Genomic DNA, 19,452 nt, shown 5'->3' with positions numbered 1-19,452 from the left:
ATGGAAAAAGTAAAAAAACCAAAAAGAGAAGTGTTGTTTAAAAATAATTCTTTGGTTGATATATTAATAAATTCAAATTATCTAAACATATCACAAATTAATGAAAACGATCAAAGAGAGATATTTAAAGACCTAAGCTTTACTCAAGCTGTTCAAAGTAGAAAGGGTGTAATTCTTTCAAAACAAATTCAAATTATTTGCAAAAATGAAGCTATTAAAGAAACTTTTGAGTATTTATTCAACCCTGACTTAGTTGGTCAAATTTTAGAAACTCATCTTTATGGACTTAATGTTTTTGAAGTTAATTATAAACTTAAAAATGGTTTTTATTATCCTATTTTAAAGCAAAGAGATTTTAGAAATTTTACTCTTAATGAAAACGATGAGCTTATTTATAATGGCAATGGATATGATGAATTAGTTGAAGATAAAAAAGCAATTTATGGGCTTTTTGGATCTAATTTTTTATTTAAAAATGGTGATGCTTTACTCTCAAAGTTATATTTTCCTATAAAACTTAAAAATGCAAGTTTAAAATTTTGGATGGAGTTTCTAGAAAGGTTTGGCTCTCCTTGGGCTGTTGCGAAAACCGATAGCGATCCTGATGCACTTGCTAATGAAATACATCAAATGTTAAATGGGGATAGTGCTGTTATTGATAAAGAAGAAGAACTTAATTTAATTCAACCAAACACAAAAGCAAATTATGAAGAAATAATTAATTATTTAGATAATCAAATAAGAAGTGTTATTTTAGGTGCAAATTTAACATCACAAGTTAGTAGTGGTTCTTTGGCAGCTGCACAATCTCACAATCAAATTAGAAACGAAATAGCTGAACAAGATGGACAAATAGTACTTTTTGTACTAAATCGTGCACTTAAATTTTTTAAGGAAATTAATCATTTTAATGATGAATTATATATGCAATTTTTTAATGAATTTGATCCGAAAAACGAACTTTGTGAAAGAGATTTGAAACTTTTTAACATGGGATTTAACTTTGATGAAACTTATATTAAAAACACTTATAATGTAGATGGAAAGCTTGTTAAAGAAATTTTAACGACTAACGTTAAAAATAAAGAAATTTTTGAAAATAAAGCAACTTTAAAAGAAGACTTTGAAGAAGATTTTATAGATAAGGCTTTAGAACAAAAAGAATATTTACAAGTTGATGAGACTATGGCAAAATTTTTCAAAGAACAATTTGAAAAAACTATTAAAGAAAGCAAAAATTATGATGAAGTATTTGAAAAACTTCAAGGGAGTTTTTCTAGTCTCAAGCAAGCTGATTTTGAAAAATATCTTTATATGTCTTTAGTTAATTCTAATATCTTGGGATATTTGGAGGATTAAAATGCCAAACGCTAAAATAGGTTTTTTCCAAGAACCAAGTGAAGCTGTTTTATTTTTAAAAAATAAAAAGCCACAAGTTAGCTTTGATTATGATGAGCTTTCACATTCTTCTCATAAAAAAGTTTTTACTATTGCCAAGCTTATAGATGAAAGCTTATTGAAAGATATACAAGATTCTTTAGTAAATGCTATAAAAAATGGAGATAAATTTAGTACTTGGAGTAAGATTGCTGAAGAAAAATTAAAAGCTAAGGGTTGGTGGGGTTCAAAAGAAATTATAGATAGAAAAACAGGTGAAATTAAAAAAACCAATTTTAATAGTGCAAGATTAAAAAAGATTTTTGAAGAAAACTCAAGAAAAGCTAAAGCCAAAGCTATCTATGAAAATCAAATGAAAAGCATCAAGCCTTATCTTAAATATTGCACAAAACAAGATTCGCATGTTAGAGATAAGCATAGAGCATTTGATGGCATAGTTTTACCTAAAGATGATCCTTTTTGGGATACGCACTATCCACATGTAAGCATGCATGATTATGGTTGTAGATGTTATGTTTTAGCACTAGGAGAGAATGAAGTTAAAGGCTTAAAAACACCACCATCAAGTGCCAAAGAAAGTAATTTTAATGGTTTAAATGATGAAGAGCTTTTAGATGAGCTTTATAAGCAAAAAAACACCGAAGTAATTCAAAATTTCATAAAACTTAACATGCTAAGTACTGCAGCCAAAAAAATAAAAGAAGCTAAGAGCTTTACTCACGAAAAAGAACTTTATACTTGGCAAAAAAGTTTAGATGAAATGGTAGATGAAATTATTGTTAATGACAATCAAAAATATCCTATTAATTTCATTCAAGTGGGTAAAATGGATAAAAGCACTAAGGAATTTTTAGAAAAGCTTAACAAAAAAGACTTAGAAGACTTATACTTTACACTTAGCAAAAACAATCTTTTACACGCAAGTCCTAAAAGAAAAGCAAACTGCAATCAAGCCTTAAGTGTGGATGAAATCAAGCAAATTGTTAAGGTTTTAGATGAAGCAAAAGAGGTTTATTGGGATAAGAAAGAAGAAAGTTTGGTTTATTTTTTTGATGATATAAAAAATAGTAAAAAGGTGAATAAAATCACTATAAGACCTGATTACAAACTAAAAAAATTTGGAAAAACTAATGCGGTTATTACACTTGGGAAAGTGGATAAAGATAGAAAAGGTCTTAAGCACTTAGAAAAAATTAGATAGAGCGGTGGGACTTGCACCCACAATACGATGTGTTCTCGGACTGGTTACCGCACATCCTCAACTACTACATTGCAACCATCAACCCTATCTAACTAAGATAATTTTAGCTTTGCAAAACTAAAAAGGAGTTTAAATGGTTTTAGCTTTAGGAGAATTTGAGTTTAAAGCTTTAAATTTTGATAATTTAGAAAGAAGCTTAGAATATAACATACAAAGTCAAAATAGACTTAATAATCATAATGCTTTATTTGCAAGTTCCAAAGAAAGTGAAAAGATTAAAATACAAGGCAAAACCTTACCTTTAAAAGGGGATAGAAACACTTACTTAGATAAACTTGAGAATATGGCAAAAGAACAAAAATCTTATATTTTAATAGGAGCTAATGGAAAGTATTATGGTAAGTTTGTGATTTTAGCTTTAAATGAAAATAGAAGTGCATTTGTAGATGGAAGTGGCTTTGTAGCACAAAGCTTTAGTATGGATTTAGAAAGGGACTTTGATGAATAAAATTTATATAGCTAAAAATAATGAAAGGCTTGATAGTATAGTTTATAAACATTATAAAAATTTACAATGTTTTGAGCAGGTATTAATAGCTAATCCAAAATTAGAACCTATTTTAAAAGCAGGAGATAAGATTATTCTACCGCAACTTGAAATCAAAGAGGATAAGGAAAAAGCCTTATGGTAAGAAAACCAAGATTTAAACTTGTTGCAAAAGGAAAAGATGTTACACAAAAGCTTTCTAAAAATATTATCAGTATTTCTTATGAAGATAAAGAAGGCAATGAAAGTGATGAGATTAGCTTAAGCTTTTTTGGGCTTTACTCTAAACCATTGTTTGGGGATAGTTTAGAACTTTGGCTTGGTTTTGAAAAGCTTTTTAAATGTGGAACTTTTAATGTAAATGTTGTGAGCAAAAATTACACTTTAAATACTACAGAAGTAAGGGCTAGTGCTGTTAATTTTAGTGGAAAAAATGACACAAACATAAAAGATAAAAAAACAAGAAGCTTTGAAAATACCACACTTTTTACTATAGCAAGTAAATTAGCGAGTGAAAATAGTTTAAAGATAAAAACAAGCGGAGAAGATCAAAATATCGTAAGCATATTACAAAACAATCAAAACAACTTAGAATTTTTATATAAGATTTGTTTTGAATATGGATTTATTTGCATGATTAAAGAAAATACCTTAATCATAACACCAAAAGATGGAAAAATAGGAGATAATGCTGCAAACATTACAAGTAAAAATGAAAAATTACCTTGTTTTGAGATAGCCTTATGTGAATGTAATTCATTAGAAATTTCAGAAAGTGGTAGAAATGAATACTCTGCTGTGATAGTAGAGTGGCAAGATATAGATGAAGCAAAGATAAAAAGTATAAAAGTAGGAAGTGGGGAAAATATTTATAAAATGCACATATCACAACCAAAAAGTGATAATGAAGCTTTTAAAAAGGCACAAAGCAAGCTAAATGAGCTTCAAAAAGGTGGAGTAAATGGAAGATGTGAGCTTATAGGAAGAGAGATAAGAGCTGGTGGCAAACTTAAGATTAAAGATATTAATATGGATAATTATGAATTTAGTATTAAAAGCGTGAGTCATAATTTTAACGACTCAGCTTATGTGATTACGCTAGAGTTTGAGAACTGATTAGTAAATTCTCAAACTTATTTATTAAAAATATTTACGCCATAAACCTAAAAATTCAGAAGATACATTTCCGAAAACATCATTATTTGTTTTAAGATAATGTTTAATTACTTCATCATATTGTCCAGTTTCACCAATCAATAATATTATAGATTTTAGATCAACTCGATTGATACCTATTTCACTAAATGTTTTTTCTATATCAGCATAGGTAAAATTATAATCTCCAGAATTAATTTTTTCGGAATAAAAATTAAAAATACTATATATAGATTGTAGTGTTTGCAAACTAATTTTATTTTCTAATGCCATCCTACTTATAAAACAATTATGAATAACAATTTGTTCTAAATAATGAACTTTTTCTGCTAAAGATAACTCCATAATATCCTCCTTTTATGCTTTTTATGATTAGAATTAGGAATTATAAATTTTAAAATATAAAAATTTATTAAAATTAAAAAAAATAAATTAATTTTTAAAACTAAAATAAACCTGACTCTAAATTTTCTCTTAATTCTTTAGTGATTAAATATACAGCATTTAAGCTTAACTCATATTTTTTGGCACATTCTACACTTGCATTTTTGGTGGTTAAACCTTGTTTTATAAGTGTTTTAAAATCTTGTTTTAATTCTTCATCTCTCATTAAAGTCTTATAGCTTGGGATATAAATATTTCCACCACCAAATTCTTTTAAAATCTCACGCTTATCATTATTTTTCACAAAATCAATAAAATAATCAAAATATTCACTATTAGAGAGCACATTAAGCCTTAAATAAAGATTTTTAAAATTTTATCTAAAAAAATAAAATTTGGTAAATTGAGATTATAATTACATTTTTACATAAAGGAAAAACAATGAAAAAACTCTTATTTATTCTATTATTTTCATCTTTATCTTTATTAGCTAGTGATAATTTTAATGAAAGCAAAAAAGAATTAGTTGAACTTTATGAGAGCTTAGGTAGTACTTATCAATATGATTTTTATTGTAATGCTCCATTTAAAGCAAATAAAAAAGGAAAATACACTAAGTTTGAAGTAGTTAAAAGTGATTTATACACTCCACGCAATGAATATACTAAAAAAGGCAAAATCAATCAAAGAGCAAAACGCATAGAATGGGAGCATATTATGCCTGCACAAAACTTTGGAAAACATTTACCTTGCTGGAGGGAAGGTGGTAGAAAAGCTTGTCAAAATGATCCACTTTTTACCAAAATGGAAGCTGATAAACAAAACCTAGTTCCTGCTATAGGTGAAGTTAATGGCGATAGAAGTAATTTTAGATATGCTGAGGCTCCTTTGAATTTAGAATATACTCAATATGGAAATTGTAAAGTATATACAGATTTTAAATTAAAAAGATTTTATCCTGCTAATTATTCTAAAGGCTATATTGCAAGAAGTTATTTATATATGAGTAAAACATATAATATTAGATTATCAGATCAAGAAAGAAAACTTATGGAATCTTGGGACAAACAATATCCTATGAGTGAAAAAGAAAAAAGAATTAGGGAATTAACTAGATAGCTCAAGCTAGATTCATTCTAAATCTAGCTTAATATCATGAATGAGAGAATCAAGGTTTATATGGCAGCAATCTTGTTTTTCACGCATTGCATCATTAGCTTCTTCTCTAATGCTACCCACAAGATTAATTAAAACATCAAACTTTTCATTAAATTTGATTTGAGTTTCAAAACCTTTATAAAATACGACAATATTTTCTTTGTCAACTTTTAAAACAAGCTCTGATTGCTTTTCTATTACCAAAGATAAAAAAGTTCCATTTTTAGTATAAAGCTCTAAAATCATTTTAATATCCTTTTGTTTTGATGAGACAACATTAGCTTCGCTTAGCTGAATGTGTGCTGTTGTTTTCTAAATTTTTAAGCCCCAAAATGACTTTATTAGCATCTTCTATACTTAAATACCAAAGATGCAAAGGTCGCTTTTTAATAATATTATTAATAAATTCTCTTAAAGCCCATTGTGTAGGATTTTTAGCATTTTTACTCCAAATAGCTTGTATCATATTAAGCTGTTTTTTTGTAGCCCTTCCATTTTTGGTATTTTCATTTTTAAAATATCTTGCTTTTTTAGTGTTTTTTAAGAACTTTTCATCATACCCCAAAGCTATAGCAAAATCTCTAAGTTCCTCAATGCTTAAATCTTTGGATGAGCTTTTACCATACCTTTCATTTAATATCCAGCGATAGCTTTCATCATCGCTTAAATGAGCATCTTTTCTTAGAGTATGAATTATTTTTATAAGTTGTTTTTTAAGATTTTGCATTCAAATCCTTTTTAATATTGTTTTTTATAATAATTTGAAGTTCTAAAAATTTTTCTTTTAAAACATTATCGTGAATATGAAAGTTTCCCGTGCTTTTTTCAATAAAGATTTCTTTTTTAAAAACTTCTTTTTCTTGCGTGTTTTTTAAAATTATAAGCTCTGCTTTTATATCCTTAAAAATAAGCATATAATTCTTATAAAAAAGTTCAAAATTTTGTTTATAAATCACTCTTAATTCAGCCTTTATCCATTCTTTTTTGGCATTAAATTCCATTAAAGCAGTGGTATTTGTAAAATAAAAAACCAAAATTTTATTTTTTATCACAGCTTGTTTAAAGAATTTTTGTATTAAAAATTTTTCTAAACTTTGTCTAGACATATTTTGTAAGGCTTGATAAGCTCTTAATTTTACAAAAAACACACTTTCATCATTAAAAGACTTTGAAGTAAGAAATTTCACAAACCATCCTTTAAAAACTTAATCAAGCCCATTAAATCAATGGACTTTGTTAAATTTTTGGCTTTTTTAACATATTTCATTTTTATGTTAAAATTTTTAATATTTTTTAACATTTTAAAAGCTCAGGATTTTCATGGATATTGCCGATTATTTCAATATCACTATAAAAAGTAAAATCTAATACATCTTTATTGCTAGTTATTAGTTCAAACCTAGCTTCTTCTTTATCATAAACAACATGACCTGCTATAATTTCTCCAGTGGCAAAAAACTCTAAAATATCACCTTCAAAAATCTTTTTGCCATTTTTATCATAAAACCTAGTACATAGTTCTATTTCAATATCATTGGAATTATAAGACTTAAGCCCATAGAATTCATTATTCTTAGGATTTTTGTTATCAAAACAATCCATTACTTTTAAATAATTTTCTTTGTTTCTTTCATTATTAAAAATAAAGCTCATCTGGCACTGATAGTTTATAAATGTTTTTCTTTTGTAATCCCAAATCCTAAAATCAAAATCTTTTAACTTCATTTGCTATTTCCTTTTATACTTTATAGTTTCTTTGCCACTCTTTATCGCTTTTGAAAATGCTAATTAACTCGTTTAAAAGCTCTACGGCCTCATTATTATTTAGCATTTTGAATAAAGTTTTTATTCTTTTTTTGGTGCTAATTCTGCCAACTTTTCTAAAGAACTCTTCTTGCTGGTCATTATCTAAATTATTAAAAAGTTCTATGATTTCATAAAGAGAGACAAGTTCCAAATCATCCGTACTAATCTTTGCATTTACATACATTTTCATCCTTTTGTTTTAATTTAAGTTTTAAAAACTTAATCAAGCCCATTAAATCAATGGACTTTGTTAAATTTTAAAAATCTAATAACACCGCTTGGGTCAATATCTTTATCTTTAATAGTAAAATTTTCTAATTCACTCTGATATAAAACCCAAGCAACAATATTGCTAAGTTTCATTTTTCAATCTCCAAACTTTCAATACGAGGTTCTATTCTAAAATTATCTTTTACCACCCTTTTAAGACCAAGCTTTACTAAAGTACTATCTTCAAGCCCTACAATAGCATCTTTATTAAGCTCTTCTTTGTAGCTAATACATTCATTAAGCCCATAACTTTTAAAAGCTTTTACAAGAGCTTCTAGCTTTTCTTTTACTCTTGGTAAAGGCACACTCTCGCTTATACGATAGCCAATTTTTCCAAAGGTAAATTCTTTAGATCTTTTTTCAGCAAATTCATGCTTGTTGTTTTCACAAAAGGTGCTAATACATTGTTCCATATATTTAAGCTCATCGTTTAAAATTTTAATTTTACCCGCATGAGCTTCTTTGATTTCATTGCAAGCTAAAGTTACATCACCATTAATCTTTTCTATCTTTACACTAAGTTCAGCTATTTTTTTAAGCGCTAAATTGACATCTTCAAAACTTTTTATTTCCATTTATTCTCCTTTAAATTGTATTTTTTAATTTGGTAATCCCAAAGAACTACGCCATATCTTAAAAGTATTGCGTGTTTAATTCTTTTTCTAACTATTCTTAAGCCATTTTTATAAGGGCAAATCCAATGTTAATTCTTTAATGCCAAGCTTTTTAGCTAATGCTAATTCTTCTTGCATACCTTGTGAGTGCTTAGCATCTTCATGGGTACTCATATAAATGTAATCACTTGCTTTTAAAAGTTCTAATCCCATTTTTAAAGCTATTTCTCTGTGTTTTTCTTCATCTAAATAGCTAAATTGTAAAATAGGTGAAACAGGTGTAAAGCCTTCACATTCACGCATGATTTTTAAGCATTCTTGCGTTGCTATGCTAATAGCTTGTGCTTTTCTTTGACTTTCTCTTACAGCTAAAGCTTTATAAGGGGAAGCTATATAAACTATTGCCATGAATTTTCCTTTCTAATAAATTTAAGTTTTAAAAAACTTAATCAAAGTGCTTTAATTAAGCACCTTTGTTAAGCTTTTTGCTCTTTTCGTGATTAATTATTTTTAAAGCAATATGATCAGGATAGATTCCTTTTAAAATATCTATAAATGCACCACTTTCTTTGTAAACAATACTTGCACCTTTTACCTCATATAAAGAAGCACTATAATCAGCTCTTTCGCCTCTAATCATTCTTCTCATTTTCTTTCTCCTTGCATTAAATTTTCTTTTTTTACTCTTTGTTCCTCTAAAGCTTCTAAGGTATCCATAATCTCTCTCCATTTTTCTTTGTTTTTTGGATGAGCTAGCTTTTTTAAGGCAGATTTATATATTTGTCCAACTCTAACTCTTGAGATATTTAATTCCCTGGCTATTTCTTCAAAATTCATTCTTAGCCTAATAGTAAATATCCAGCTGCAGCTTCAATATGCTTTATTTCTATACTTTTACCATCAGCAAAATCACTAGCTCTTTTTAAAAGCTTTTCGCTTTTTCTAAAATTACCTCTAGCTAGATTAAAAACCAAATCTATTGCTTTTTTATCTACTAAGGAAAAATAATCACAAAGAGCTTTTAAATCATCATTTTTTAAGCCCTCTTTGTTTTGATAGCAAAGTCCTTTTAATTCCCATTTTGCACCAATTCTAGAGCTAAGCTGTCCATATTCGTTATAATCATTTCTACCAACACCTGTAAGATTGTTTTTAAGTTTTTTAGTTCCTACTAAAATCAAAGCAGTGTTTGAAAAATCATATATGCGTCTTAAGCACTCAAGTGCTCTAAAAGGTAAGTGTTCGCTCTCATCTATAATTAAAACTTTTGAAGTTCTTGATAACTCACTAGCTATGCCTCTAATCTTATCATCAAGTGAGCCTTTAAAACACACATTAAGTTTGTTTTCAAGACCGCTTAAAAGCATTCTTTTGCTAGTTTCAGTAGTAGCTTCAAACAAAACTACCCTTGTGCCATTTTTATTAGCATATTCTTTAATAGCTCGGCTTTTACCAGTTCCTGCTTCGCCTATGATAACTCCCATTTCACGATTACACATAGCATTTTCTATAGTTACATTAATTGCTTTTACATCTTTTGTAACTATAAAAGGTGTTTGTAGTTCTTTAATGCTCTTTTCTTCTACGAAGCTTTTTATATACTTTTCAAGCAATGGTTCTACTTTAGTAGCATATTTATAAGCTCTACCTTCTTTCATGTATCCAACCATATAGCTTTTATTAATACCTAAGCGATCAGCTAAGTTGTTTTGAGAGATGTTTTGTGTATTTAAAAATCTCTTTGTTTGTTCAACTAAATCCATTTTTCATCCTTTTGTTTTTTTGCTAAGTTTTTAGATTTTAAAAACTCTTTAAAACTTGAATTAATCAAGCTTTAAACAATTTTTAACCAGCAAAATATTTTCTATCCATAAAAGCTTCCATGTCAAATTCGCTTTCATTATTTGTAGTTTCTTTTTTAGAGTTTAAAATAAGCTCATCAGCGCTGGTATCGTTTTTAATTTTTTCAAGTTTTCTTTGTTTTGTTAAATTTTCTTTAGCAAGTGATTTTTGTTGTACTTCTTTAGCTTTTATAAGTGAGTTTTCAAAAGCAACTTGTAGATCTTGTAAGTCTTGTTTAATATTAAGTTTAGTAAAGGCCGCAATTTCATCTTTTTTAAGCACTTCTTTGATAGCTTTAACTTCGCTTTCATAGCCTTTTTTAAGTATTTTAAAGCTTTCTTTGCTAAGTTTAGCGATACTTTCATCAAGTGCTAAGCAAATAAATTTTCCCATCATATCATAGATGAAAAGCTCTTTGATATTATCGATATTTTGTACACATTTAACCTTTGTTCCAACACTTGGCATTAAAGCACTTTTATAAACTCTACCTTCAAAGTTAATACCTTTTTTGCCAACAACTCTAAGTTCCTTATTACCTGCATTAAATAAAAATTCTTCATAAGATATTTTTACTATAGCTCTATCACATGAGTTCCAAAGTTCAAGTGGTGTTTTAACGCCTTTTTTACGACGTACTTTAGACATATTCCATTTAATTACTTCAGCTTCTAAAAATTCACAAGCCTCATTAAAGGTATGAAGTAGTTTTTGATTAGTCTTTTTAGTAAAACCGTATTCATCTTTAGCATGTCGTTCTTTTTTAGGAGTTTTTTGCTCAATAGCTTCTCTTTTAGCTAAATTTGATCCTATTGCTCCATGAAATAAAGAAATACCAGCATGTTGAAGTATTCCAAATCTTCTTTCAACTAAAGCCTTTTGTTCTCCCGCATAAGCAATAGCTGCATCGTAAGTTATATTAAGACCATCAAGTAAGCTTTGAAAATCTTTTGAAAGATAATCTTTACCATTATCCCCTTTAATCATATCAGGCTTACCAAACTTATCTATAGCTTTCCATAAAAGGCGTATTAAGCTTAATGAATTAGATTTTTTTACTAAAGTAGCTACTCCCATACCACTAAAGACATCAACGACACTTAAAATATGAGGACGGAAAGGCTCGAAAGTTTCATCATCTCTAACTATAAAATCAGCTGGAGAGCTATCGATTTGCCAGCACATATTTTTCATATCATAAAGCTCTCTTTGATTGCCAAGTGCAGGTAGAAATTTACTTTTTGCTTTATCTAAGCCCTGAGTGATAATACAATGTTCTAATGGTTTATCTTTATAGTAGTTTTTAATAAAGTTTTGCAAGGTTTTTACACTAAAAAGCGGTTTTGCCTCTCCTAAATCAAAACCTATAAAATCATAGTTTTCTTTTTGTGCTGCCTCTTTGTGAATTTTCCACCAAAGCTCAGTGAAATTAAAGCCACCTGCTGCAAAGGAGCGATACTCTCTTAAAGCATACTCTTGTATCCAGGTGCTAAGTTTTGTTTTATCTTTGCGGTGAAGTCCGCGAGTGTCGATAAGACCTAGAATGCCATGAGCTTTGAAGGATTGTTGCCATTTCATAAAAATATCTTTTTTAATATTTAATATTTCTAAGGCTCTTTTTTGTTTTAAACCACCTTCAATATATTTTTCCACTTGTTTAAGTAGTTTTACTTTGCTTCTCGCATCTTCTTTAAGCTTATCACTTAAATTTTCAAATTTTAAATTTAAAACAGCCAAATCATTGTCTATTTTTGGCTCTGTTAAATTTAAATTTTTCTCTTCAATAATACAATTTGTATTATTTTCACTTATAATCCCACTCAATTTAACTTCTTGCATTTTTTCATCATAAATTAAAGTATCATTAGTGATTAATTCTTGGTTAAAGGCGGTTAAAATCTGCTCTTTACTTATTTTAAATAGTAGTTTTTTGCCACCTCTGCCACCATTAGCATTATCTACTTTCAACCACTCATATTTATTTGATCTTCTAGTTACTGCAAGTCTTAAGGCGCCTTCACTTACATTAAAAATTTGTGAAGCTTCTTTGGTTTCTAAAAAATACATTTTACTTTAAACCTTGTGGAAGCTCGTTAATAATACCAAGCTCTAATAGTTTTTCAAATACAACTTTTGTACTACCTTTAGTATTTCTTTGACCTGTAATTTCGCCTTTAATAACTCTATGTAAAATGTCATAACTGATATTATGTGTTCTAGCAAAGGCTTTTACATTAATAGCGTTGTTTTCAAAATATGCTTTAATCATATTTTTCCTTTAATACTTCAATTTTAATTGAAGTTTATTTTTGATTGTGATAAAATTTCAATTTTAATTGAAGTATTATACTATTAAAAGTTAGTATAAGTCAAGAAAAAAACTAATTTTTAATAGTATTTTTATCGAGGTTGTAATTTTATGGAAGTTTCAAATATACTACAAAAAATGTTCGAAGCAATAGGTGTTAAAAATAAAAATCAACTAGCAAAGTATCTAAATATAGAAAATAGCTTTATAGCTGGCTGGGAGAAGAGAGGTAAAATTCCTGAAAAATATATTTATAAAATTTCTCAAGATAGCAATTTACCATATGAATATTTTTTAAATAATACTAATAAAAATGAGTATAATACTAACAAATGCAACCAAAGTGCCACTTTTTACTCTATACCAAAACTTAATATTTCAGCTTCTGCTGGTGGTGGCAATGAATTAATAGGATTAGAAGAATATGAAACTGGTGAAATGCTAGAGCTTAGTAAAGCTTTTTTTAAAACAACACCAAAGAATTTAAAAGCTATTAAAGTTGATGGATATTCTATGGTCCCGATGCTTCTACCTGATAGCTGGGTAGTATTTGAAGAAACACATGAGTATCAAGGAGATGGATTATATATTTTAAATTTTGATAATCAACTTATGGTCAAGCTTTTGCAATTAAATCCAATAAGTAAAATTTTGGATATTATTAGTGTTAATAAGGATTACAAAAGCTACAGCATAGACCTAAAAGACTCACAAATTGAGTTAATTATACAAGGCAAGGTTCTGCGTTCTATTATATAGTTTAAGGATTTAAAATGAATGTTGTATTATTAATATTAATAATTATTTTTATTATTCTTTTATGTAATTATTTATATAGAAGAATAAAAGGAATGCCAGATAAATCACTGAAAGAAACTTGGAGTGATCTTAAACTTGAATGGTGTAAATACAAGCAAGAAAGTAAAGAAGATTGGGATAAGTATAAGCAAAAATGTAAAAAAATTGATGAAAAATATAGACAAAAAACACAAACAATAAATGAGGAATTTGCAAAGAAAAAAGAACAAAAAGACTTAGTAAAAATAGAAGACTCTTATAAAGAAATATATGAAGAATATAAAAACTTTTCTATAGATGAACGAGGCAAATTTTTACATAATTTGCTTTTAAACGATCAAGATGAATATGTAGAAGTGTTAAGATTTATTCAAATCGCAGAAGAAAGCGTTGATATAGCTTTAAAATCAAAAAATAAAGATGTTGCAGAAAGCAGAAGAAAACTTGCATTAGAAATGGAACAAAAAATACAAGAAAGACATCCTAAAGCTTATGGTTTAATTGCTGGTATCATTCAGTTTTTAAAAGATAATTATGATGTAAGTCTTTTTGAAAATCAATGTATTAAGTATTATGAAGACGCTAAGAAACTAAAAACCATTAAATCTAGGCAAAAAAGAATTGATTGTATAAATGATTTAATAAAAGAAGCTGAAATAAATCCTAAAATTGATAAAAAAATTATTGATTTTTGGAAAAATAAAGTAAAAGAAATATAATAATTACATTTTAAGTTTAAGCTTTGTGGAAAATTAAAATTACACCAAAAAGTGTATTTTTATTTTTCTAAGGTGTATTTTTATTTTTCCGCCGACATTTTCTTTTATGTGTTTTATGTAGTCTTTGAGTTGATTTGGTTGATCTTTTGTATAAAGTTTATTTTATATGATGATATATCTTTTATCTTTTAAACTTATGAGTATATCGATTCTTCTATTATCTTTAGCACAAGCTTCTGTTTCTACGCTTTCTATGTCATGGGCTGTAAGATTTTAAATTTCTTAGCCTTTGTGTATCTTCCAAGCTTTTTTAAAAACTCATTTGCAAAAAACTCTTGATAATGATCACCATGTGGATCTATCAAATAAGCTATAAATTTAGAATGATAATTTTCTTTATACTCAACTCCCAGAGCTTCAAAAATATTTATATTACTCATGCTTTTTTTGGTATTTTCTTCAAATTTATCATTAGCCCTTAATAATTTTTCAATAAATTCGCTAATTTCCATTTTATTCCTTAAAAATATTTTTCACAATTATACTATAAAAATATAGACTACCATTGTCTGCTTTTTTTAGTTATCATTTTACAAATCATTTAAAAAGGATTAAAAATGCTTCAAACCATGAAACACATCCTAACTCACACCGATGAGGCTTTACTTGCAAAGAAATTTGGCTATAACAATGTAGAAAAATTTACTAAAACAAAAGCTTTGTTTTTAGAATGTGAAAGCATACAAGAATGGCTTTTGAAAGGACATTATGATATGATAAATTCCTCTTTGGAATTTATACAAAAATTTGATTTTATTTTAGATAAAGAAATTTTAAATTCAATTTTAGAACAAAATGTTTTATTAAAAGACAAACACATAAAATTACAAGAAACAAAAGCTATCATAAAAACAAATTTTAAACGCAGAAGTGAGCCTTTGCATACTTTGATGTTTTTATCTCATTTACGCGTGCTTAAATTTCCTATTAGCAATGATATGCTCTATCTTGATAAAACACAAATCATGCAAAAGCTCAAAGAACTAGCTATAAAGCATTATGAAAATTCACAAGGCAAATTAAAGCTTTGTGGAGATATCTTACAATATGGCATTATTTATGATGATGAGTTGTTAGTTTTAAGCATGCAAAAGAGCGATAAATGATAGCCATTTCTACACTTTTATCATCAAAACATAAAAGAATTTATCAAAATCTTGTGCGAAATTTTGTCAAATTTAACATCGCTTTTAAAGAAATTCCAAGTAATGATATATGGTTAAGAGATTTCATGCCTTTAGTGTATGAAAATACAGCGACAAGTTATATTTATGATCCTGATTATCTTAGAAATTATCCGCATTTGAAAACCACTATAAAACCTCTAAAAATCACTTAAATTTAATCCTTGATGGAGGTAATTTCATAAGAAAACATGATATTGCCTTTATGTGTGAGAAAATTTTTAGCCAAAACCCGACACTTAGCAAGTAAAGTATTATCCATACTTTAAAACAAAGTCCAAATTTAAAATACATAGTCTTTTTACCAAGACTAGCTTATGATAGATACACACATAGCAATGATATTAATAATTATTCATAACTAGACAACCAAAGTCTAGTTATTTTGTTTATAATTGCATTATATATCTTAGTTTAAAGGTTTATAATGCAAACAAATACTTCTACTCTTACTCACATTGCGGATTTTGATTACTACTCACATAATGTAAAAGTCATCTCACTACACGCACAAATGCTCTCAAATAGCAAACAAATCAAAAAAGATTTTTACAGCGAATTTGAGGAAATACTAGAAAAAGATAGTAAAATCCCTAGCTTTATCTATAAACAATACTCCAAATTTATCTATCCTAGCTTTTTAAAGAAAAATCTAAGTTATCTTAAAAAATACTTAAATTTTACTCAAGCAGAATGTGATGTGTTTGCGTTTTTTTACTATGCAAACAAAGGTAGATTTGCCCTACACCAAGGTTATAGCACTGCTTTGGGCAAAAAGATCATAGAAAAAATTTTCAACCACACTTCAAAAGATGTCAATAAAGCCTTAAGTGATGATTCTATGCTTTTTAAGCTAGATGCCTTGTGCTATTATGATAGCGATGCCTTTGGTATAGATGTAAATAATTTTGAAAGCATTTTCACTCAAGATATTAGCAAAACTACACTTATGGGTGAGTTTTCGTATTTTTTACCTAAAACTAGACTAAATTTGAGTGATTTTGACTATATACAAGAGGAATTAAATACTATCATTACTTTTTTAAAAAAACGCCAAAAAGGAAATATTTTTATATATGGAAAAGCAGGCGTAGGCAAAAACGAACTTAGCGCACTCATAGCTAAAGAGCTTAGTAAAGAAGCGTTGTGTGTTAAAGATTGCGAAAATGATAAAAAATCAAGTAGAATTTCAAATTTTTACGCACTTAAAAAGATACTCAATCCAAAAAAACAAATGATAGTCTTTGATGAGTGCGAGGATAGTCTTTGCTATGATTCTTTAAAAGAGAAATTAAAAATCAACAAAATCTTAGATGAAGAAAATGGCATTTGTGTATTTTTATCAAATTCTAAAGACATGGATGAGGCGTATTTGAGGCGTTTTGATGTGATTTTAGAGCTTGAAAGTATGCCTAAAGAAAAGAAAATTCAAAATATAAAAAAGCTATTTAATAAAAAAAATATAAAAATAGATGAAGCCATTATAGAAAATATAGCTTCTCATCCTGAACTTTCTCAAGGGGTTATTTTAAAATGTGCAAATAATGCTAAGATCTTTAAAAGCAAAAGTCAAGAAGTATTTGTAAGATTGATCAACGAAAATCTAAAAGCAAGATCACTTCAGAGCATTTCAATGCCAAAAAAAGACAAAAAATACGATTTAAGCTTGATAGAATGTGATTTAAATTTACAAGAACTAATAAACAATATCGATAAAAATTCAAGTTTGAGAATTTTAAGCTATGGCATAGCAGGTAGTGGAAAAAGCGAGTTTGGTAAAGAACTAGCTAATGTTTTAAACAAAACTTTACATTCTTATAAACTTAGTGATATTTTAGATCCTTTTGTGGGCAATAATGAAAAAAATATCGCAAACATTTTCAAAAAAGCTTCTAATGATAATGCTATCTTACAACTTGATGAGATCGATGCGTTAATTTATAGTAGAGATGAAGCAAATAAAAGCTGGGAAAAAAGCTTAATTAATGAAATGCTTATGCAAATGGAAAATTTTGAGGGTATTTTCATAGCTTCTACAAACTACCTACAAAGCCTTGATAAAGCTAGCATAAGAAGATTTGATCTAAAGATAGAATTTCAAGCACTGAAGCAAGAAAAACTTTTAAAGGCTTTTGAATTTTTTGCTAAAGAATTAAATTTAAGCTTTGATAAAAAACAAATTGCAAAAAGGCTTTTAAAACTTCAAAATATTTGTTTGGGCGATTTTGCGCTAATCCTTAGACAAAATAAAATTTTTAAAATCAAAAACGCCGATGAGTTTTTAGAAAAATTAGAAAAAGAATCAAAACTCAAATCAGATGATGAAAAAATCAACATGGGATTTTTATGATAATGTTAGAATTATCAATTATAGACATCAATAGTCTATAAAAATATATTATAATTAAAATTATAATAATTTAAAAAATATATAAAAAATAATATTTTAAAAATTGGTACAGATAAAAAAGTTAAAGAACTAAAAAAACATAAAACAACAAAGAAGGGTAAATAATGTTTTTTTCAAAATCAAGATACACAAGAGGCACACAATGTACTAAGTCTTTATGGCTTAAAACTTACAAAAATGAAGTATTAAGTATGGCAGATGAAAACGCTTTAGCTAAATTTAGCACCGGTAACAAGGTAGGCGAGTTAGCCTGTGAGCTTTTTCCAAATGGAGTAAAGATAGAGTTTGAAGGTAGTTCTTTTGATGAAAAATGCGAACAAACTAGAAAACTATTAGAAAATAATCAAGAAGTGATTTGCGAAGCTACTTTTTGCTACGATGGTATTTTGATCATGATAGATATTTTACAAAATACCAAAGACGGTTTGATCGTAAATGAAGTAAAAAGCTCTACATCTTTAAAAGATGTTTATATAGATGATTGTGCTTTGCAGTATTATGTTTTATCAAATTTAAATTATAAAATCAAACAAGTTAACCTGATACATTTAAACAATGAATACTATAGAGGTGATTTTCTTGATATAAATCAACTTTTTAAGATCAATGATATCACAAAAGAAGTTTTATTAAATCAAAACCAAGTTAAAGAAAATTTAAAATACTTTGAAGAAATTTTAAGTAAAAAAGAAGAGCCAAATATAGACATAGGAACACATTGTTTTGATCCTTATGAGTGCGATGGATATGAGTATTGTTGGGTTAAGCAAAGAAATTTATGTGAAAACGAGAATGTTTTTAACATTTCAAGGCTTAATGCAAATAAAAAATTTGAACTCTATCAAAAAAATATAATAAATTTTAAAGATATAAAAGATCTATCTATCTTTAATGAAAATCAACAAATCCAAATCAAAGCTTCACTTAATAAAGAAATCTATATAAACAAAGAAAATATCAAAAATTTCTTAAGTATCCTAACTTATCCTATATACCATTTAGATTTTGAAACTTTTATGCAAGCTGTGCCTGATTTTAAAGGCATAAAACCTTATATGCAAATTCCTTTTCAATACTCTTTACATATAGACTATAAAGACAAGTTAGAACATAAAGAATTTTTAAGCGAATGTGGGATCGATCCAAGATATGAACTTGTAAGAAATTTGATCAATGATATACCAAAAGATGTTTGCGTACTTGCTTATAATGCAAGTTTTGAAAAAGGTGTAATAAGGAATTTAGCACTTGCTTTTCCTGAATTTAGCGAGCATTTGTTAAATATAGAAAAAAACATCAAAGATCTTATGATACCTTTTCAAAATAAAGATTTTTATCATTATAAAATGCAAGGGAGTTATTCTATAAAAAAAGTTTTACCAGCTCTGATCCCTGATATGGAGCAAGCTTATAAAAATTTAGGTTTAATCCAGAATGGAAGCGAAGCTATGAAAAGTTTTGAAACTATGCAAAATATGGATGAAAACGAAAGAAAAGCTTACCGCCAAGCCTTACTAGAATACTGCAAACTTGATACTTTAGCCATGGTAAAAATTTTAAAACATTTAGAAGAGCTTGTAAAATAATAACTATATTAA

The 19,452-nt window shown here is 27.5% G+C and carries 27 protein-coding genes and 1 pseudogene; 12 read left to right on the top strand and 16 right to left on the bottom strand.

The annotated features are described in order from the left end of the window. The 5 genes from L8X36_RS01205 (at position 1) to L8X36_RS01185 (ending at position 4,262) form a co-directional block, all read left to right on the top strand. Positions 1-1,359, top strand: a complete 1,359-nt coding sequence (locus tag L8X36_RS01205) for a DUF935 domain-containing protein (RefSeq protein ID WP_263682210.1) — start codon at positions 1-3, stop codon at positions 1,357-1,359. A 1-nt stretch (position 1,360) separates the two neighbouring features. Beyond that, positions 1,361-2,599 carry a phage minor head protein gene (locus tag L8X36_RS01200; protein ID WP_263682209.1) on the top strand — a complete coding sequence of 413 codons (1,239 nt, stop codon included), beginning with the start codon at positions 1,361-1,363 and terminating at the stop codon, positions 2,597-2,599. A gap of 133 nt (positions 2,600-2,732) precedes the next feature. Continuing rightward, on the top strand, positions 2,733-3,107 hold the full coding sequence (locus tag L8X36_RS01195) for a phage protein U (protein ID WP_039663934.1): 375 nt from the start codon (positions 2,733-2,735) through the stop codon (positions 3,105-3,107). Next, the gene (locus L8X36_RS01190; protein WP_139452501.1) at positions 3,100-3,291 is read left to right on the top strand and encodes a tail protein X; all 192 of its coding nucleotides are present in this window, start codon (positions 3,100-3,102) and stop codon (positions 3,289-3,291) included. The genes L8X36_RS01195 and L8X36_RS01190 overlap by 8 nt, the downstream gene beginning before the upstream one ends. Beyond that, on the top strand, positions 3,285-4,262 hold the full coding sequence (locus L8X36_RS01185) for a phage late control D family protein (RefSeq protein ID WP_263682208.1): 978 nt from the start codon (positions 3,285-3,287) through the stop codon (positions 4,260-4,262). The genes L8X36_RS01190 and L8X36_RS01185 overlap by 7 nt, the downstream gene beginning before the upstream one ends. Positions 4,263-4,286: 24 nt before the next feature. Here the strand turns inward: L8X36_RS01185 and L8X36_RS01180 are convergent, their stop codons facing one another. Both L8X36_RS01180 and L8X36_RS01175 read right to left on the bottom strand, forming a co-directional pair. Further along, positions 4,287-4,646, bottom strand: coding sequence for a hypothetical protein (locus tag L8X36_RS01180; protein WP_263682207.1), 360 nt, complete (start codon positions 4,644-4,646; stop codon positions 4,287-4,289). 100 nt (positions 4,647-4,746) lie between these two features. Further along, positions 4,747-5,031 (bottom strand): Mor transcription activator family protein, encoded by a 285-nt coding sequence (locus L8X36_RS01175; protein WP_263682206.1) that lies wholly within the window; start codon positions 5,029-5,031, stop codon positions 4,747-4,749. A 95-nt stretch (positions 5,032-5,126) separates the two neighbouring features. On the opposite strand from L8X36_RS01175, the gene L8X36_RS01170 reads away from it, so the two are divergent. Further along, positions 5,127-5,804, top strand: a complete 678-nt coding sequence (locus L8X36_RS01170) for an endonuclease (RefSeq protein WP_263682205.1) — start codon at positions 5,127-5,129, stop codon at positions 5,802-5,804. Between the two features lie 12 nt (positions 5,805-5,816). Here L8X36_RS01170 and L8X36_RS01165 read toward each other — a convergent pair whose 3' ends face one another. The 13 genes from L8X36_RS01165 to L8X36_RS01105 all read right to left on the bottom strand — a co-directional run bounded on the left by L8X36_RS01165 (position 5,817) and on the right by L8X36_RS01105 (position 12,644). Beyond that, the gene (locus L8X36_RS01165; protein ID WP_263682204.1) at positions 5,817-6,089 is read right to left on the bottom strand and encodes a hypothetical protein; all 273 of its coding nucleotides are present in this window, start codon (positions 6,087-6,089) and stop codon (positions 5,817-5,819) included. 31 nt (positions 6,090-6,120) lie between these two features. Beyond that, positions 6,121-6,570, bottom strand: a complete 450-nt coding sequence (locus L8X36_RS01160) for a regulatory protein GemA (RefSeq protein ID WP_257398786.1) — start codon at positions 6,568-6,570, stop codon at positions 6,121-6,123. Further along, complete coding sequence (locus L8X36_RS01155; RefSeq protein WP_257398787.1) at positions 6,557-7,030, bottom strand: hypothetical protein; 474 nt, start codon at positions 7,028-7,030, stop codon at positions 6,557-6,559. The genes L8X36_RS01160 and L8X36_RS01155 overlap by 14 nt, the downstream gene beginning before the upstream one ends. A gap of 106 nt (positions 7,031-7,136) precedes the next feature. Continuing rightward, the gene (locus L8X36_RS01150; RefSeq protein ID WP_263682203.1) at positions 7,137-7,568 is read right to left on the bottom strand and encodes a YopX family protein; all 432 of its coding nucleotides are present in this window, start codon (positions 7,566-7,568) and stop codon (positions 7,137-7,139) included. 13 nt (positions 7,569-7,581) lie between these two features. Then, positions 7,582-7,833, bottom strand: coding sequence for a hypothetical protein (locus tag L8X36_RS01145; RefSeq protein ID WP_263682202.1), 252 nt, complete (start codon positions 7,831-7,833; stop codon positions 7,582-7,584). A gap of 53 nt (positions 7,834-7,886) precedes the next feature. After that, positions 7,887-8,012, bottom strand: coding sequence for a hypothetical protein (locus L8X36_RS01140; RefSeq protein ID WP_256378661.1), 126 nt, complete (start codon positions 8,010-8,012; stop codon positions 7,887-7,889). After that, positions 8,009-8,494, bottom strand: a complete 486-nt coding sequence (locus L8X36_RS01135) for a host-nuclease inhibitor Gam family protein (protein ID WP_263682201.1) — start codon at positions 8,492-8,494, stop codon at positions 8,009-8,011. Before L8X36_RS01135 ends, L8X36_RS01140 begins: the two co-directional genes overlap by 4 nt. A 108-nt stretch (positions 8,495-8,602) precedes the next feature. Next, complete coding sequence (locus L8X36_RS01130) at positions 8,603-8,941, bottom strand: DUF4406 domain-containing protein (protein WP_263682200.1); 339 nt, start codon at positions 8,939-8,941, stop codon at positions 8,603-8,605. A gap of 55 nt (positions 8,942-8,996) precedes the next feature. Further along, a complete protein-coding gene (locus L8X36_RS01125; protein WP_126340881.1) occupies positions 8,997-9,182 on the bottom strand; it encodes a hypothetical protein in 186 nt (61 codons plus the stop codon). Continuing rightward, entirely contained in the window at positions 9,179-9,370 is a 192-nt protein-coding gene (locus L8X36_RS01120; protein ID WP_039663969.1) for a sigma factor-like helix-turn-helix DNA-binding protein, read from the bottom strand. Before L8X36_RS01120 ends, L8X36_RS01125 begins: the two co-directional genes overlap by 4 nt. 2 nt (positions 9,371-9,372) lie before the next feature. After that, positions 9,373-10,296, bottom strand: a complete 924-nt coding sequence (locus L8X36_RS01115; RefSeq protein ID WP_257398791.1) for an AAA family ATPase — start codon at positions 10,294-10,296, stop codon at positions 9,373-9,375. A gap of 82 nt (positions 10,297-10,378) precedes the next feature. Further along, positions 10,379-12,442: a DDE-type integrase/transposase/recombinase gene (locus tag L8X36_RS01110; protein ID WP_263682199.1), complete on the bottom strand. Its 2,064-nt coding sequence runs from the start codon at positions 12,440-12,442 to the stop codon at positions 10,379-10,381. A gap of 1 nt (position 12,443) precedes the next feature. After that, positions 12,444-12,644 carry a Mu phage-associated protein gene (locus tag L8X36_RS01105; RefSeq protein ID WP_039663976.1) on the bottom strand — a complete coding sequence of 67 codons (201 nt, stop codon included), beginning with the start codon at positions 12,642-12,644 and terminating at the stop codon, positions 12,444-12,446. Positions 12,645-12,794: 150 nt separating this feature from the next. On the opposite strand from L8X36_RS01105, the gene L8X36_RS01100 reads away from it, so the two are divergent. Continuing rightward, on the top strand, positions 12,795-13,442 hold the full coding sequence (locus L8X36_RS01100) for a S24 family peptidase (protein WP_139452529.1): 648 nt from the start codon (positions 12,795-12,797) through the stop codon (positions 13,440-13,442). 14 nt (positions 13,443-13,456) lie between these two features. Next, positions 13,457-14,200 carry a hypothetical protein gene (locus L8X36_RS01095; protein WP_263682198.1) on the top strand — a complete coding sequence of 248 codons (744 nt, stop codon included), beginning with the start codon at positions 13,457-13,459 and terminating at the stop codon, positions 14,198-14,200. 93 nt (positions 14,201-14,293) lie between these two features. Here L8X36_RS01095 and L8X36_RS08075 read toward each other — a convergent pair. Then, positions 14,294-14,706: pseudogene (locus L8X36_RS08075) on the bottom strand (PD-(D/E)XK nuclease family protein); the annotation flags it as partial. A gap of 111 nt (positions 14,707-14,817) precedes the next feature. Between L8X36_RS08075 and L8X36_RS01085 the strand changes: the two are divergent. From L8X36_RS01085 to L8X36_RS01070, 4 genes are all read left to right on the top strand, one after another. Further along, entirely contained in the window at positions 14,818-15,366 is a 549-nt protein-coding gene (locus L8X36_RS01085) for a hypothetical protein (protein WP_263682196.1), read from the top strand. Further along, positions 15,363-15,599 (top strand): agmatine deiminase family protein, encoded by a 237-nt coding sequence (locus L8X36_RS01080; RefSeq protein ID WP_263682195.1) that lies wholly within the window; start codon positions 15,363-15,365, stop codon positions 15,597-15,599. The genes L8X36_RS01085 and L8X36_RS01080 overlap by 4 nt, the downstream gene beginning before the upstream one ends. 272 nt (positions 15,600-15,871) lie before the next feature. After that, positions 15,872-17,794 (top strand): AAA family ATPase, encoded by a 1,923-nt coding sequence (locus tag L8X36_RS01075; protein ID WP_263682194.1) that lies wholly within the window; start codon positions 15,872-15,874, stop codon positions 17,792-17,794. A gap of 164 nt (positions 17,795-17,958) precedes the next feature. Next, complete coding sequence (locus tag L8X36_RS01070) at positions 17,959-19,440, top strand: DUF2779 domain-containing protein (RefSeq protein ID WP_263682193.1); 1,482 nt, start codon at positions 17,959-17,961, stop codon at positions 19,438-19,440. Positions 19,441-19,452 lie beyond the last annotated feature (12 nt).

Origin of the sequence: Campylobacter sp. CNRCH_2014_0184h, from assembly GCF_025772985.1 — a bacterium.
In the GTDB taxonomy this organism is placed as follows: Bacteria; Campylobacterota; Campylobacteria; order Campylobacterales; family Campylobacteraceae; genus Campylobacter_D.
This window is presented reverse-complemented; position numbering and strand designations above follow the sequence as displayed.